At 71.5% G+C, this 14,906-nt stretch carries 12 protein-coding genes and 2 pseudogenes; 11 read left to right on the top strand and 3 right to left on the bottom strand.

Translation table 11 applies throughout. The annotated features are described in order from the left end of the window. Positions 1 to 319: 319 nt before the first annotated feature. A complete protein-coding gene (locus ACF07S_RS26935; RefSeq protein WP_391975330.1) occupies positions 320 to 1,345 on the top strand; it encodes an RICIN domain-containing protein in 1,026 nt (341 codons plus the stop codon). Positions 1,346 to 1,504: 159 nt separating this feature from the next. Here ACF07S_RS26935 and ACF07S_RS26940 read toward each other — a convergent pair. Both ACF07S_RS26940 and ACF07S_RS26945 read right to left on the bottom strand, forming a co-directional pair. Next, positions 1,505 to 1,688 (bottom strand): annotated as a pseudogene (locus tag ACF07S_RS26940) (ISL3 family transposase); the annotation flags it as partial. Positions 1,689 to 2,064: 376 nt separating this feature from the next. After that, positions 2,065 to 2,700 (bottom strand): VanZ family protein, encoded by a 636-nt coding sequence (locus tag ACF07S_RS26945; protein WP_391975331.1) that lies wholly within the window; start codon positions 2,698 to 2,700, stop codon positions 2,065 to 2,067. A 157-nt stretch (positions 2,701 to 2,857) separates the two neighbouring features. Here ACF07S_RS26945 and ACF07S_RS26950 point away from each other — a divergent pair, with 157 nt between their 5' ends. The 7 genes and pseudogenes from ACF07S_RS26950 to ACF07S_RS26980 all read left to right on the top strand — a co-directional run bounded on the left by ACF07S_RS26950 (position 2,858) and on the right by ACF07S_RS26980 (position 8,865). Beyond that, entirely contained in the window at positions 2,858 to 4,039 is a 1,182-nt protein-coding gene (locus ACF07S_RS26950) for a sensor histidine kinase (RefSeq protein ID WP_391975332.1), read from the top strand. Next, on the top strand, positions 4,036 to 4,683 hold the full coding sequence (locus tag ACF07S_RS26955; RefSeq protein ID WP_391975333.1) for a response regulator: 648 nt from the start codon (positions 4,036 to 4,038) through the stop codon (positions 4,681 to 4,683). Before ACF07S_RS26950 ends, ACF07S_RS26955 begins: the two co-directional genes overlap by 4 nt. Positions 4,684 to 5,366: 683 nt before the next feature. Next, entirely contained in the window at positions 5,367 to 5,570 is a 204-nt protein-coding gene (locus ACF07S_RS26960) for a cold-shock protein (RefSeq protein ID WP_003973099.1), read from the top strand. A 346-nt stretch (positions 5,571 to 5,916) separates the two neighbouring features. Continuing rightward, positions 5,917 to 6,309 (top strand): annotated as a pseudogene (locus ACF07S_RS26965) (ATP-dependent helicase); the annotation flags it as partial. Positions 6,310 to 6,378: 69 nt separating this feature from the next. After that, complete coding sequence (locus tag ACF07S_RS26970; protein ID WP_391975334.1) at positions 6,379 to 6,561, top strand: hypothetical protein; 183 nt, start codon at positions 6,379 to 6,381, stop codon at positions 6,559 to 6,561. A gap of 200 nt (positions 6,562 to 6,761) precedes the next feature. Beyond that, entirely contained in the window at positions 6,762 to 7,094 is a 333-nt protein-coding gene (locus ACF07S_RS26975) for an SCO5918 family protein (protein WP_391967523.1), read from the top strand. A 1,432-nt stretch (positions 7,095 to 8,526) separates the two neighbouring features. Beyond that, positions 8,527 to 8,865, top strand: coding sequence for a MerR family transcriptional regulator (locus ACF07S_RS26980; protein ID WP_391975335.1), 339 nt, complete (start codon positions 8,527 to 8,529; stop codon positions 8,863 to 8,865). 243 nt (positions 8,866 to 9,108) lie between these two features. Here the strand turns inward: ACF07S_RS26980 and ACF07S_RS26985 are convergent, their stop codons facing one another. Then, entirely contained in the window at positions 9,109 to 9,960 is an 852-nt protein-coding gene (locus ACF07S_RS26985) for a phytanoyl-CoA dioxygenase family protein (protein WP_391975336.1), read from the bottom strand. A 115-nt stretch (positions 9,961 to 10,075) separates the two neighbouring features. Here ACF07S_RS26985 and ACF07S_RS26990 point away from each other — a divergent pair, with 115 nt between their 5' ends. The 3 genes from ACF07S_RS26990 (at position 10,076) to ACF07S_RS27000 (ending at position 14,848) form a co-directional block, all read left to right on the top strand. Continuing rightward, positions 10,076 to 11,146: a LacI family DNA-binding transcriptional regulator gene (locus ACF07S_RS26990; protein WP_391975337.1), complete on the top strand. Its 1,071-nt coding sequence runs from the start codon at positions 10,076 to 10,078 to the stop codon at positions 11,144 to 11,146. 626 nt (positions 11,147 to 11,772) lie between these two features. Beyond that, positions 11,773 to 13,191, top strand: coding sequence for a DEAD/DEAH box helicase (locus tag ACF07S_RS26995; protein WP_391975338.1), 1,419 nt, complete (start codon positions 11,773 to 11,775; stop codon positions 13,189 to 13,191). Positions 13,192 to 13,468: 277 nt separating this feature from the next. Further along, on the top strand, positions 13,469 to 14,848 hold the full coding sequence (locus ACF07S_RS27000) for an APC family permease (RefSeq protein WP_391975339.1): 1,380 nt from the start codon (positions 13,469 to 13,471) through the stop codon (positions 14,846 to 14,848). Positions 14,849 to 14,906: the final 58 nt, after the last annotated feature.

The following is a 14,906-nucleotide window of genomic DNA, read 5'->3' on the forward strand; positions in this document are numbered from 1 at the left end:
CACCGTGTGCCCGCACCCGTCGGGTGCGGGCACGCGGACGCCTCGGGTCATGGGACCGTGACCCGGCCGGGGGTGTGGTCCACCACCGTCTTCCAGCCTGCGCAGGCCTCCGCACGGCGGTCGTCGGATGTGGACGCCCGGTGACTGCCCGGCCAGATACCTCCGCATGTCGGCCAAAGACACGGCAGTGTCCTGCGGCGGGTGACGGGCGGCACTAGCGTGACGCCCTCCACCGCAGGAGAAGCACACCGGTCGCGCAGGGGGAATCGGTATGGAATCGCGCACAGTCGGCGTCTTACCCAGAGCGTTCACCGTCCTGATGGCCACGCTGGCCGTCGTCCTCGGACTGACCGCGCAGGCCGGCACAGCGCAGGCCGGCACAGCCCGAACCGATGGCGCGTCAGGCCTGACCGGTCTGACGTTCACCTCGGTCAGCAATGGCCGGAACCTGGACGTGCAGAACGGCAACACTGGGGACGGCGTCTTCCTCGTCACCAATTCCGCACCGGGCTACCATCAGGAGTGGAGCGTCAATCAGCAGACCGACGGGTCGTTCACCCTCGTCAACGACGACACCGGTAAGTGCATGGCGACCGGCTTCCCGCTCACGCAGCAGTCCTGTTCCGGGGCAGCGAGCCAACGGTGGTACTTCCAACCCGTCGACGGCACCGACGACACGTTCATGATCCGTAACGCCGGTGACAACAAGTGCCTTGACGTCTTCCTGGCCGCCCAGAACAACGACGCGTGGACCCAGACCCACAACTGCAACGGCACGAAGGCGCAGCGCTGGGCCATTCCCTCTTCGGCCACCGGCGACGCCTTCCAGGCCGCCGTGGACCACGCGTCCAGGCGCTGCCAGAAGGACGCGGCGACGTGCTCGTGGACCAAGGGCTTCCAGGCACCTGCCGAGCCGCTGCCCGTACAGTGCGTCTCCCCCGTCTGGTACAACGGCACCGGCGCGCCGGTGCCGTGGACGTTCTCGCTGACCACCTCCAGTGGCTGGTCGAGCGAGATGAGCGTCTCCTTCGAGTCGGGGCTGACCGTGGGGCAGCCGAGCCCCGTGCAGACGAAGGTCGCCATCACCACCTCCGGCAAGATCACTTACAGCCTGAGCCAGACACTCGGTAACAGCCTGACGATCACCGTGCCGTCGCACCACTACGGATGGGTGGCGCTGTCCGAGCTGGCGACGAAGGTGACCGGCGAGTGGACCTTCGACGCGAACGGTTACCCCTGGAAGACACAGGACACCGTCACCGTGCCTCTGACCAGCAATGACGAAGGTCAGGCCAGCATCTATCTGGCGAAGACGGACCCGCGGTTCACGACCTGCGGCAACTGACTGCCGGGGCCCGCACGATCGTGCGGGTCCCGGCAGTTCGCCCCCTGCGGGCCGGCCTCCGGCCCGCAGGGGGCGTGCGGTCCCGAGAACCGGGCTCCGGAGAGGGGGACCGCAAGACGTTCGGCTCTGTTCCGTAGCCGGTGGTGACTTGAGCGTTCGTCACTGGAGAAGGACGCGGTGGCGGAGGAGGCCGAAGCCCGCGCGGCCGTGCATCTGGCGCATGATCTTCTTCGCGCGGGGTGTTGACGCCTTCGGTACGACCGTTGTGGCAGGGCGGGGGCAGGCCGGCCTTGTCGGCCGGCCCACCGCAACCTGACCCCAGCCCCGGATCGCGAGCCCGCATGCCTCGACGCACCATCAGACCGTCACACATCCGGCACCATGACAACACCCGTCGGGTGCTTCCCGTCCGGATCGCCGCTCGCCTTCGGGAACAGCCACCGGCAGGCGTTCCCGAACCGTTCCCGGACCCGGGCGCGCTGCTCGCGGACCGCGTCCACCACGGCTCGCGAGGCGGGGACGACCCGAGAGCTCTTGTCCTTGCTCCTGCAGCGGATCAGGGCCCAGCGGCCGGACGGCGTCTTCTCCAGGTGGTCGGTCCTGAGGACCGGCGCCTCGCCATGGGGATCTCCTTCTCGATGAACGGTCGAGGGCGTTCGGCGGCGGGCGGGTGAGCCGCACGTTCCCCTGTGAAGCGGAGGGGTACGGGAGCGCGCGGGTCAGGGGCGGACGACGGGGGCCGCGATCGGGGCCGGTTCGGTTCCGTCGGCTGTCGCTGTCCGCCGGCGGTCGGCCTGCAGCGCGGCGGAGCGGGGCAGCGAGGCCGCCAGGAGGGGTCCGCGCAGGGCCGGCGCGCGCAGGGCGAGGGTCACCAGTGCGTAGCCGGCGAGTCCGCCGAGCGTGTTGGCGAGGAGATCGTTGACGTCCACGGAACGGCCGTTGTTCAGGACGATGTACGACAGCAGCTGGGTGGCTTCCAGGGACAGGCTGGCCGCCGCCGTCATGAGGGCCGCCCGCGACGGTGAGGTGGCGTACCGGGACACCAGGGGCAGCAGGAAGCCGGCCGGCGCCATCATGAGGACATTGGGGACCATGGTGATGTCCGCGGTGAGCAGCGGGATGAAGTTGACCTGGCCGATCCAAGGGGCCTGGTTGGCGTACTCCCCCCACGTCACGTTCAGCGGGAAGACCGTCAGGGACAGCACAGCGGCGACGTAGACGGCGGCGGCCAACTGCAGCAGGGCGCGGCGTCCGTTCCACGCACCGCGCCACACCCGGACGACGGTGCCCGCCGCGAACAGGACGAGCAGGGGGCCGAGAACGGGCGTGGATTCCACCTGGAAGCGGATGTCCATGAGGAGTGGTCCTTCGGTCGGAGTGAGCGGCGCTGACGTCCCTCACCCTCCTTCCGGGACCGGGTCCGGCGGATCTCCCGAATGGTCCATTCCCCGGCGGACGGCTACGACTTTCGGCAGAGAGGCCCGGTCGGCGAGCACGGCTAGGGTGCTCACCATGCTCAGATCACCGCGTGCCGCGGCCGTCGGCCGGTTCGTCGGCAGCGCCCTGCTGCTCTGCGTCCTCGGCGTGACCCTGCTGATCGACTTGGGCGCCGGCACCCTCGAACATCAGGGCACCGGGGTCCTGCTGTTGCTGTCGACGGCCGCGGCGGCCGCCGGTGCCTTCCCGGCCGTGGGGATCAGGCTGCCCCCCGCGCCGCTGGCGTGGGCGGCGTGCGGCGTGGCCGTGGTGTCGCTGGCCTGCTCGGCCGGACTGGGCGTGGTGGCGGGCGGCGAATCGGCGCTGGAGCAGGCCTCCGACGCGTACACCCTGTTCGAGCCGGCCGCCCTGATGGTGCTGCTGCACGTGACGGCGCGGCGGGGTTCCCCGGTCGGCACGGCCGTCGCCCTGCCGCTGCTCATGACCGCTCTCGTCCTGCGTCCGCTGGTGATCGAGGTGGACGAGGCCAGCAGCATCGTCGCGCTCATCCTGACGCTGGTGGCCGGTGGCGCCCTGGCCTCCGGCCTCACCGGCCGCCTGGTCGCAGTCTCCCGTCGGCAGCGCGAGGAGCAGATCAGACTGGAACAGCGCCTCGGTTTCGCCCGCGACCTGCACGACTTCGTCGCCCACCACATATCGGGCATCGTGGTCCAGGCACAGGGTGCCCGTGCCGTCGCAGCCAGGAAACCCCAGGCCGTGGGTGATGCCCTCGAGCTGATCGAGAGCACCGGAGCGGAGGCCCTGACCGCCATGCGCAAGATGGTCGGCGCCCTGCGCGACGACACCCTCCCGCACACACGGGCACCGGGCACGGACGCCGTCCGCGCCCTCGTCGCCGACTGCCGGCTGCCCGGGACCCGGGTCGGCTACACCGAGACCGGCCCGGCCGGCGGCCTCCCCGCGAACGCCGCTCACCTCGTGGAGCGCGTGGTCATGGAGGCACTGACGAACATCCGTAAGCACGCCCGCGACTGCACCACGGCGCAGGTGCACCTGGACGTCTCCCGCCGCCGGGTGACCGCGCGGATCACCGACGACGGACACCCCCGCCCGTCGGACGGCGCCGGCTACGGACTGCGGGGGCTGCGCGAGGTCACCGACGCCGCCGGGGGCACGCTGACCGCAGGACCCGGCCCCGGGGCCGGCTGGCACGTTGAACTCGAACTCCCCCTCCCCCTACGGCAGGTACCCCGATGACCATCCGTGTCCTTCTCGTGGACGACCAGCCGATCGTCCGCACCGGCATGGCCATGATCCTGGCGGCCGAGGACGACATCGAGGTCGTCGCCCAGGCCACCGACGGGGTCGCCGCGATCCAGCAGGCCGAGCAGCACCGCCCCGACGTCGTCCTCATGGACATCCGTATGCCGCGGCTGAACGGCATCGAGGCGCTGAGGCACCTGCACCGTCCGGGGGCCCCGCACACCCCGAAGATCGTCATGGTGACGACCTTCGACGACGACGAGTACGTCCACCAGGCCCTGCGCAACGGAGCGTGCGGCTTCCTCCTCAAGGACGCGGGTCCTCGCCTGCTGGCCGAGGCCGTCCGCTCCGCCGCCTCCGGCGAGGCCCTCATCAGCCCCTCCATCACCGTCCGCCTGCTCCGGCAGTTCGCCCACTCCGCCGCCACCGCCCCGGCCCGTCCCTCGCCGCTGTCCCAGCGCGAGACCGAGGTCGCCGCGCTCGTCTCCCGGGGGCACACCAACATGGAGATCGCCGCCGCCATGCACATCAGCGCGGGCACGGTGAAGACCCATCTCACCAACATCCAGGGCAAACTCGGTGTCCGCAACCGGGTCGAGATAGCCGCCTGGGCCTGGGAGTCCGGCCTCGCCCGCTGACCTGGTGAGAACCGGCGACACGAGGAGCGCCGGACCGGTGCGTCCGGTGCCGCCGAAGCCGGAGAGCTCAAGCCCGGATGATCCTCGGGACTCTCCGTTCCGGGTCCCCACCGCTCGTCACACGGCCTCAGCCCGGGAACTTGAGCATCTCCAGGAGGATGCGCTGCAGCTCCGGGGCAGTGGACCGCCGACGCTCACCGCTTCCACGCCCGCGGGGGCGTGAACGGGGACCGCATCGAGCAGCCGGAGAAGCCGGGCCTGGTCTGGCCGCACTTCGACGTCGCCTGGGAGGAGGGCCCGGCCGCCGCACGCGGGTGGGCCGCCAAGAAGGGGCACCTGCCGGCGCTGGAGTCGGTGGTGGGGTGCCGGTGTACGGCAGAGGCCGGGCGCGGGTGTTTCCATATTTGTGCCCGCGAGCCGAGGTTTCAGCGGAGCATGCAGACAGATTCTCTGCCGCAATGAGCAGAACGCGATTCCTCACCGCACACCGGCCGCTGCGGCGTGCTACTGTCGATCTCAGTTGCAGTTGTGGTTCCCGAGACTTCAAGTGCTCTCCGGTCGGCTCATGTACCACCGGAAGCGCTTTTGTATTTCCGGTCATTTTCCGGGCGGGGTGATCATCGCGGCGACACGGTGTCCGCGCTGTGCGGATCCCGCATGCACTGCCCCGAAGGAGATTTGACATGGCTGCTGGTACCGTGAAGTGGTTCAACGCGGAAAAGGGCTTCGGCTTCATCGAGCAGGACGGTGGCGGCGCCGACGTGTTCGCCCACTACTCGAACATCGCCGCTCAGGGCTTCCGTGAGCTGCTCGAAGGCCAGAAGGTGAACTTCGACATCGCGCAGGGTCAGAAGGGCCCGACGGCCGAGAACATCGTTCCCGCCTGACGCTGACGCGCACTGTGTAGCTGGGGCCCGCATCCTTCGGGGTGCGGGCCCCAGCTGCTCGCATTTCCCGCAGCGGTTTCGCCTGCGGACGACGGCCAGGAATCCGTGGGCTCAGCGCACGGACCCTCCTTCAGGGATGCAGACGCATCCCTTCACACAGCCATCTCGCAGTGGACGCTTCGAATGTCGCGTCCACATCGCGCCACTCATTTCAGCGTCTGCGCCTGCGCGAGTTTTCCGTCGGCCGGATTCGTTGCCGCGTTCCACCGGCTCATTCTTGCAATTCTCCGCGCCGCTCATCGCTGCGGGAATTCCTTGGTATGTGCCACATCGAGGAAGGTTCCGCATGAACCGCACGCGTACGAACGACCGCTATGCCCGCACCCGTAACGGCGGTACCGACGCCGGAAGGGGCGGCAGCCGCTTCGGCTCGCCGGCACCGCGCCGTTCCGGCGGGCCGGCCCGTTCCGGCGGTTACGGCCGCCGGCCCGCCGCGGTCCAGGGCGAGTTCGCGCCGCCCAAGACGATCACCCCCGCGCTGCCCGCCGTCGAGGCGTTCGCCGCTCTCGACCGGCTGCCCGGGCAGCTCCTGGCCGAACTCGGCAGGCAGGGTGTGACCGCGCCGTTCCCGATCCAGGGCGCGACGCTGCCGAACTCCCTGGCGGGCCGTGACGTCCTGGGCCGCGGGCGCACCGGTTGTCCCGCCTCGGCGGCCCGCCGCGCACCCGCCCGCCAGCCCACCGCCAACGCGGCGGCATAGGGCCTCCGTGACCAGGAAGCCGGCCCGTCTCTCCGCAGGAGGCACCCTTTGACGCTGGCCCAGATGCGGTTCCGCCCGGCGAGTGCCCACCCTGTGCACGGCACGGTGGCCAACACCATGGATGCGGCCGGACCGCAGATCCGGCAGGACGCGACCGTGGAAGTGACACTGTCCGTGACGGCCGCCGCCCGCAGGGAGCATCTGGTCGTACGCGACGAGGACGGCCGGTGAGCCGGTCCGGGTCCCCCAGGTCCGGCTCACCGGCCGTCCGGGACAGCTCCGGACATGCGGACGCGATGCCCTACGGGCGGCTCGGGTCCGTGCCGGTAGCCGACGAACACGGTAGCGCCCCGGGCGTCCTCGCCCTCTCCCGCTGAACCGCTTCACGGCGGTCGGCCCCGTCTCTTCTCTCCTTCTTCCTGTGAGGCATCATGCGCTGTGTCATCGCCCGCTTCCCGTTCGACCTGACCAGGAGCGGCGTGCTGGAATCGATGAAGGGCGTCAAGCCCGAACCGGTCACCGGCGAGACCGTGATCATCGGACGACGCCACTACCCCGTCAAGCAGGTCGGCCAGGTCATCACTCGCCAGGACCGTCGCGATTTCAGCGCCGGCGAGGTCCTCCGGGCCATGGCCCGGCTCGGCTTCACCTGTCGCACCCTCCCCGAGGCCGCATCCGCGCGCATCGAAAGCCCGTTGCAGCGGGCTTCCGCGATGCTCGGCACTCCCCCAGTCCGTTCGACCGACGCGACAGGCGCGCGCTGACACCGGAGCACAGCAGTGAGGGCCCGACCGGCCTACGCCGGTCGGGCCCTCACTGCTGTGCCGTGCGCTTGGCAATGGCCGGCGATCCCAGGTCTTCGAGAAGGGCTCGTACGTTACTGACTTCGGCTCGTCAGGGTGAGGTGGGGTGCCGAGGGCGAGGCCGGTGCCTGCCGTGAAGCCGTCGCGGGCGCCGGGCCGGTGCTGAAGGCGTTTGAGGCGGTTGCGGACGAGGGCCTCGAGCCGGTCGAGGGGGACGACGGCGAAGGAGGGCCGGTCAGACCGCGCTTGGCACCGCGATCCGCCCGGGCCCCGGGAGACCGGCGCCCGCACGCCCTCCTCCCGCCACAGTCGACGCCGCTGACGGGCCGGCTTCGGGCTCACCCGCAGGCGCCGGGCCGCCTCCGGCGGCTTGGCCTGCCGCTCGAACAACCCGGCCGCCTGCATCCGTACCGCCTTCCGGCGCCGACGTCCCGCAGCGGTCGGCCCGCCCTCATCCGCGTACCTCACACACCACGCAATACAGCCACCGCCCCGGACTCGTCAGGGACTTCAGAAGTTCGCCCCGGCGAGCCGAAGTCAGTATCGCGTGCGTCGGCACGGCAACGCTGTACGGGAAGCCCGGCGGGCGATGGTGGTTCACCCTGTCCGCCGGACGTGCGTGCGGCGGATCCCGGGCGTTCGCGGACCGGCCAAGGGGATACCTCATCGCCGAACACCTCGAATTCTATGTCCGCCGGAGTAGACATTCGGTGCCCATGTGAGTACAGTTTCTCTCGTAGTCAAGATCGAGCAAGGCCCGGCAGACACGAACTGCCGGGCCGTAGTACCCGCATCACGGTCCGGTGGTGGAGTCTCGAAGCCAGGTGTCGCAGGACGGCGACGGGACTGACGGCCGGACCGGGTGGCCCGCGGTGATGAGGGGCCGCCGTGAGCAGGACCGCGAGGTGTCGCGGTTGCAGTACCAGCAGTGCTGTATCGAGCGGTTCCCTCGGTGAAGGCGTCGGGCTGCGGACGCGCGCGCCGGGGAGGTTGTCAGTGGGACCCCGAGCCGGAGCGGAACAGAACGGGCGAGGAGGTTGCTGCCGGAGAGCGGCGCTGTCTCAGGCCGCCGGCAGTTCGCGGTATCAGCAGTACAAGCAGTACGCAGTTCCCGTATTGGCAAGTGATCGAGGCAGAGGGAGGAACGGAGGAGTCGAGCGCCATCAGGATCGCCCGGGCGGTGAACATGGGCCCGGGTACCGCAGGACATCGATAGGCAGGTGGTCTCCGGTCACGCATCCGCGATCCCCGCACCCCCGTCGGCGTATCGGACGGCGTTGCGGAAACAGAAGGCCGACGCAGTACTAGGGTCGGCAGATGGTGTTGCAGTTCCTTCGGGGCCCTGGTGCCGTACGGCACCAGGGCCCCTCCACGCATTCCACAGAGAGGTGAGATGACAGCAGACCAGTCGCTGGGCCGTCTCGACGACGACGACTACCCCGCCTACACCATGGGCCGGGCCGCCGAGTTGCTCGGCACCACTCCCGGCTTCCTGCGCGCCATCGGCGACGCACGACTGATCACACCACTGCGCTCCAAGGGCGGACACCGCCGCTACTCCCGCTACCAGCTGCGCATCGCGGCACGCGCGCGTGAACTCGTCGACCAGGGCACCCCGATCGAGGCCGCGTGCCGGATCATCATCCTCGAGGACCAGCTCGAGGAAGCCCAGCGCATCAACGCCGAGCACCGCCGCGCCGGCGGACCGGCCGCCCCGTCGGCCGCGGCCTGAAGTGAGCGGACCCGCCGGTTTCACGGCCGGCGGGCCGAGACGGGTACTGCTCGTTACCGCGCTCGACGCCGTTGCGACGGAGTGCGCGGCCGTTCGGGGGTGACCGGCACTCACGCAGGGTTCCTGCCCCGCCGGATCCGCCGGGCACGCGTCGGCCGCGGCCTCCCCATGGAGACCGGCCCGGTCCCGGACGCCCTTCTCGCAGCCGGCTTCCACGCCGCGTCGGCCGTGGGTGCGGTGAGTTCAGGCATCGCCCATGACCAGGCCCTCGATGGTGTGCTTCTGGGTGATGGGCCGCAGTACATCGACTATCGGGCAGTCCAGGTGACGCCGGACACGCTCGGGCAGTGTCTCCCAGTAGGCGCGGGTGACGGCCGTGTCGTGCCGCTCGCCGTTGCGGGCCTCGGGGCCGTCGACGCCGAGAACGAGGACGGGACGGGGCCTGGCGGAATGGTTGGCGGTGCCCCGGTGGATGGTCAGCGCCGTGCGCGCGGAGATGTCGCCGCGCTGCGGGTACTTGCGCACGGCGCGCTGCTCATAGCGCGGGTGGTCGGCGCGCGGCGGGAACATGCCGTGATCGAACCGCGGGCCGTCGTCCCACTGGGTGCCGGGGGCGATCTCGAACGGCCCCATGTCCTCCTCCATGTCGACGGCGGTGACGTTGAAGGCCAGGGAGGTCAGCCGGCGCTCTGCGCGGGTTTCCTCCGGCATGGGGAAATCCCGGTGCCAGGGTTGGTCGACGGCCCCTGCCAGGGGGACGTCGAAGCCCAGTTCGACGATCCGGTAGCGGGGGCCCAGCACGGCCGTGCACACCGAGCGGACCCAGGGGTGGTCGACGAGGTCGACGAAACCGCGCAGCTGCTCGGGGTGTATCTCGACGTAGTAGCGGTGGGGACCGCGGCCCACGGCGCCGCCGGGGCGGGCGAGTGCCTCCTCGAACGCCACCTCGATGTCCTCCCGGATCCGGTCGGCCCACTCCGGGGTGAAGGCGCCCTTGCGGGCGGTGATGCCATCGGTGTACAAGGCGTCGACGTCGGCTGTGACGTCCATGCCGAGTCCGTCCGGGCCGGTTCCGGGACAGGCGTGCGGGCTCATTCGCGCCTCCTGGCGAGCAGGTGTGTCCGCGCCATGGTGCATCGTTGACTGCAACGTTGCAATACCCGTCGGAGAGATCATGGTGGCGTCCGGAGCCGCGTGCAACGATGTGCGGGTGAGCAGCCGACTGAAGGATGTGGCCGCCCGTGCCGGTGTCTCGGTGCGGACGGTGTCGAACGTGGTCAACGGTTCCGCCGCGGTCGCCGAGCAGACGCGGCTACGCGTCCAGCAGGCGATCGACGAACTCGGTTACCGGCCCAATCTCGCCGCGCGCAACCTGCGGGCGGGCCGTACCGGCATCATCGGGCTGGCCATCCCCGAACTGCACTCGCCGTACTTCGGTGAACTCGCCGGGCTGCTGGTGGACGAGGCGCAGCGCCGCTCATGGACCGTGATCATCGATCAGACCCGGGGGGACGTCGAGGCGGAGCGCCGTCTGCTGACCCATGGCGGGGGCCGGGTGATGGACGGCCTCCTCATCAGCCCGTGGGCGCTTGATCCCGCGGAACTGGCGGCCGCCGCGAACTCCCTGCCCGTCGTGCTGCTCGGCGAGCGCAGTCCTCAGGGCGTGGCGGACCGGGTCGCTGTTGACAACGTGGCCGCCGCGGACGAGGCGACCACGCATCTGCTGGCGCTGGGACGGCGCCGGATCGCCGCAATCGGCCTCCAGCCGCACCTGTCCAACGGCACCGCTCAGCAGCGCGCGGAGGGCTATCGCCGGGCACTGCGCCGCGCCGGTCTGGCACCGCGGCCCGAGTGGGAGGCGGAGGTCATGTCGCTGCACCGGGAGGACGGCGCCCGCGCCATGACGCACCTGCTCGACGGGGGCGCCGCCCCGGACGCGGTGTTCGCCTTCAGCGACGAACTCGCCCTGGGATCGCTGCACGTGGCGCACTCCCGCGGGGTGCGGGTGCCGGACGATCTGGCGCTGGTCGGGTTCGACGACGTCGAGGACGGCCGCTACAGCCAGCCCTCGCTGACCACCGTCTCCCCCGACAAGCGCCAGATCGCCGAGCGGGCCCTGCAGTGCCTGGCGGACCGCATCTACAGTCCGAGCAACACGGTGCCGCCGTCGAACCTGACGATCCCCCACCGCCTGGTCGTCCGCGGCAGCACCGCTCCGGCCGGCGCCGCGAAGGAGTCGGGGCGCCGGGATCGGCAGGGTGCCTCGAGCGCCCCGTCATAGAGGTTCGCCCCCGGGACGGCCGCCGGTGACGCTGCGGGCGTGGTACCCGCAGCCGGGCCGGTCGCGGAAGTCGTAGGTGCCGCCATCGGTCAGGTGCCGGATCATGAGAGGCCGAGCCCGTCAACGGCCGGCCGGCCACGGCGTGCTCGGCAGGAGGTGCGCGCACGTCGGCCGGACCCACCGGCGGCTCCCCCTCCTCGGCGGCATCCTCGCCGCCGACCCGAAGTGGCCGGCCCGCCGCCGCCACCCTCGCGGCACCGGCCGCCCCGGCCTGCCGCCCGCCGTCCTCGAGACGTTCGCACGACCACGGCCGCTGATCGAAGGCGCCGGAGCGGCCGGTGCCCCGATGGCGGTCCTGCCCGCCGTCTTCCACGCCCTGTGGGTCAGGAGGCCGCGAAGCGCACCGGCCACAGGTTCCGGTCGGCGGACCGCCGGTGTGCCGGGACGGTCAGCCGCCTGCCCTCCGCACGGCGGCCATGTCCCGTCGTCCGGTGTCCGGACGAACCGGACCGGCAGGCGTCCGGGCGCGCGCTGGTAAAGTGTGGGCACGCTTCGACACCGCCAGGGCCCGTACCGAGGGGTACGGGCCCTGGCGCGCTCCAGGCGCCAGACGAGGAAGGTTCCCCATGAACGCGAAGCCGCCGGACCCTGGACTTTCCCGTACCGGCAGGCCCCAGCGGGCGACAGCGCCGCAGGGCGAACCCTCGGCGTTCCAGACGGTGGTCCCGGGCCTGCCGCCTGCCGGGTCCTTCGACGCGCTCGGGCTTCCGCCGGAGCTGATGAGAACGATGATCGGCCTGGGGGTGAAGGAGCCCTTCCCGATTCAGGCGGCGACCCTGCCCAACGCGCTGGCCGGCCGTGATGTCCTGGGCCGCGCGCGGACCGGCTCAGGCAAAACGCTCGCTTTCGGGCTCGCGCTGCTCGTGCGGACGGCAGGCCTGCGAGCGGAGTCCAAGCGGCCGCTCGCACTGGTCCTGGTGCCGACCCGGGAACTCGCGCAGCAGGTGGGCGAGGCGCTGGCGCCGTACGCGCAGGTGCTGGATGTGAGACTGGCGACGGTGGTCGGCGGGTTGTCGATCAACCGGCAGTCGGCGCTGCTGCGGGCCGGCACCGACGTGGTCATCGCGACGCCGGGGCGGCTGGCAGACCTCGTGTCGCGTCGGGACTGTCACCTGGACCGGGTGCGGATCACGGTGCTGGACGAGGCGGACCAGATGTGCGACTTGGGGTTCCTGCCGCAGGTCTCGGAAATCCTGGACGGGGTCCGCCCCGACGGGCAGCGGCTGCTGTTCTCGGCCACGCTCGACCGCGACGTCGACCAGCTGGTGCGGAGGTACCTGCACGACCCGGTGCTCGCCTCGGTCGACCGGGGGGCGGACTCGGTCACCACGATGGAACACCATGTACTGAACATCCACGCCGCCGACAAGTACGCGGTCGCGACCGAGATCGCCGCGCGGGACGGCCGGGTACTCATGTTCCTGGACACCAGGGCCGGTGTGGACCAGTTCACCCGTCACCTGCGGGCCAGCGGTGTACAGGCCGCCGCCCTGCACAGCGGAAAGTCGCAGCCGCAACGCTCGCACACGCTCGCCAGGTTCAAGGACGGTGAGGTCACCGTGCTGGTCGCCACCAACGTCGCGGCACGGGGCATCCACATCGACGCGCTCGACCTCGTCGTCAACGTCGACCCGCCGGCCGACGCCAAGGACTACCTGCACCGCGGCGGACGCACGGCGCGCGCCGGGGAGTCCGGGAACGTGGTGACCCTGGTCACCCCCGACCAGCGGCGCGATGTGAACCGGATGATGTCCGACGCCGGCATCCGGCCGGCTGTCACCCAGGTCCGCTCCGGCGAGGAGAAGCTGACCGCCATCACCGGGGCGAAGCGCCCGCCGGCCGGGGCGAGAAGCAGCGGAGGCAACGCCCCCTTCCGCGGCCTCGGCACCCGTCCGGGCCGCCCCGCGAAGGAGTCCCGGAAAACCGCCGAGGCTCGCAGGACAGCGGAAGCCCGCGCGGCGGCTCGGGTCCGCAAGGGACGCTGACAGGAGGGCACGCGGCGGGACCGGTCCGCTGGGGGCTGAACCGCTCCGGGATCGGTGGAGGCTCCTGATGTGCGCGGTCACCCCGGGAAGGAGCGGGCGCGGCCCGGGAGGAAGCCGCCGCAACAGGCCGCGGAACGCCGGGGCGGGCAACCGGAGGACGACGGGACCGCGCGGGAGAGGGGCCGGCTCGTCGGCGACGGACCGGTGGCCGTACCCCGGTCGGCCGCTGCCGCGGGCCTCATGCGTGAGTCCTGTGTCGCGGGGGATACGGGTCGGTATGCCAGCAGCGAGAAAGCAGCGGCCGGCGGCCGTCCCGGACGGCCCGGCCCTCAAGAAAGCCCTGACCACCCCTCTTCTGTACTTCTTCATCCTGGGGGACGTCCTGGGCGCCGGGGTGTACGTACTGGTCGGCCAGGTCGCCGCCGACGCGGGCGGAGCGGTGTGGGCGCCGCTCGCCGTCGCCCTGCTGCTGGCCATGCTGACCGCGGCCTCCTACGCCGAGCTGGCCACCAAGTACCAGCGGGCCGGCGGGGCCGCCCACTACACCACGAGGGCGTTCGGCCCGTTCGCCGGTTTCCTCGCGGGCTTCTGCATGCTCGCCGCCGGCATCGTCTCGGTCGCCGCCCTGGCCCGCGGCTTCGGCGGCGACTACCTGTCGGCCTTCGTCACCCTGCCCGTCGGTCTGGTCGCCGTGGTGTTCCTCGCCCTGCTGGCCCTGCTGAACGCGCGCGGCATCAAGGAGTCGATGCGCGCGAACGTCGTCGCCACCGTCGTCGAGGTCGGCGGACTGCTGATCATCGTCGCCCTGGGCGCGTGGCTGCTGCTGAGCGGCGACGGCGACCCCGGGCGGCTCACCCGGTTCGGCACCGCGGACGAGGGGGCGGCCGCCGCCGTCCTCAGCGGCTCCGTCCTCGCGTACTACTCCTTCGTCGGATTCGAGACGTCCGTGAACGTCGCCGAGGAGACCCGCGACCCGCGCCGTTCCTACCCCCGCGCCCTGTTCGGCGCCCTGGCCACCGCCGGAGCCGTCTACGTGCTGGTGGGGATCGCCGCCTCGGCGGCCGTGCCGACGGACCGGCTCGCCGCGTCCAGCGGCCCGCTGCTGGAGGTCGTCAGGGAAGCGGGCGGGGTGCCCCCGCTCCTCTTCAGCGCCATCGCGCTCGTCGCCGTCGCCAACGGCGCCCTGCTCACCGGCATCATGGCCTCCCGGCTCGCCTTCGGCATGGCCCGCGACGGCCTGCTGCCCTCGCCCCTGGCCAAGGTGCTGCCGGGCCGTCGCACGCCCTGGGCCGCCATCGCCGCCACCACCGTGCCGGCCATGCTCCTCGCGCTGACCGGTAGCGTCGCCGCCCTGGCGTCCACTCTGGTCCTGCTGCTGCTCGTGGTCTTCCTCATGGTCAACATCGCCGTGCTGGTCCTGCGCCGCGACCCCGGAGCGCAAGCGCACTTCCGGGCCCCGACCGTGCTGCCGGTGCTGGGCGCGGCCTCATGCGTCCTGCTCGCCACGCAGATCGAGGGCCGGGTGTGGCTACGAGGGCTGGTCGTCCTCGCTGTGGGCGCGCTCCTCGGCGCGGTGGCGGCGGCACGGCGTGCCGGGCGCCAGGCCGGCCCGGAACCGGCGGAACACAGCGGCGGGGCCGCTCCGGGAGAACACTGACCGGCGAAGGCCGCTGCGACACGCCGTGATCGCTGCTCCGGGCGAACGCGTACGAGAC

This window comes from Streptomyces sp. NPDC016640, assembly GCF_043076215.1.
Lineage (GTDB): Bacteria > Actinomycetota > Actinomycetes > Streptomycetales > Streptomycetaceae > Streptomyces.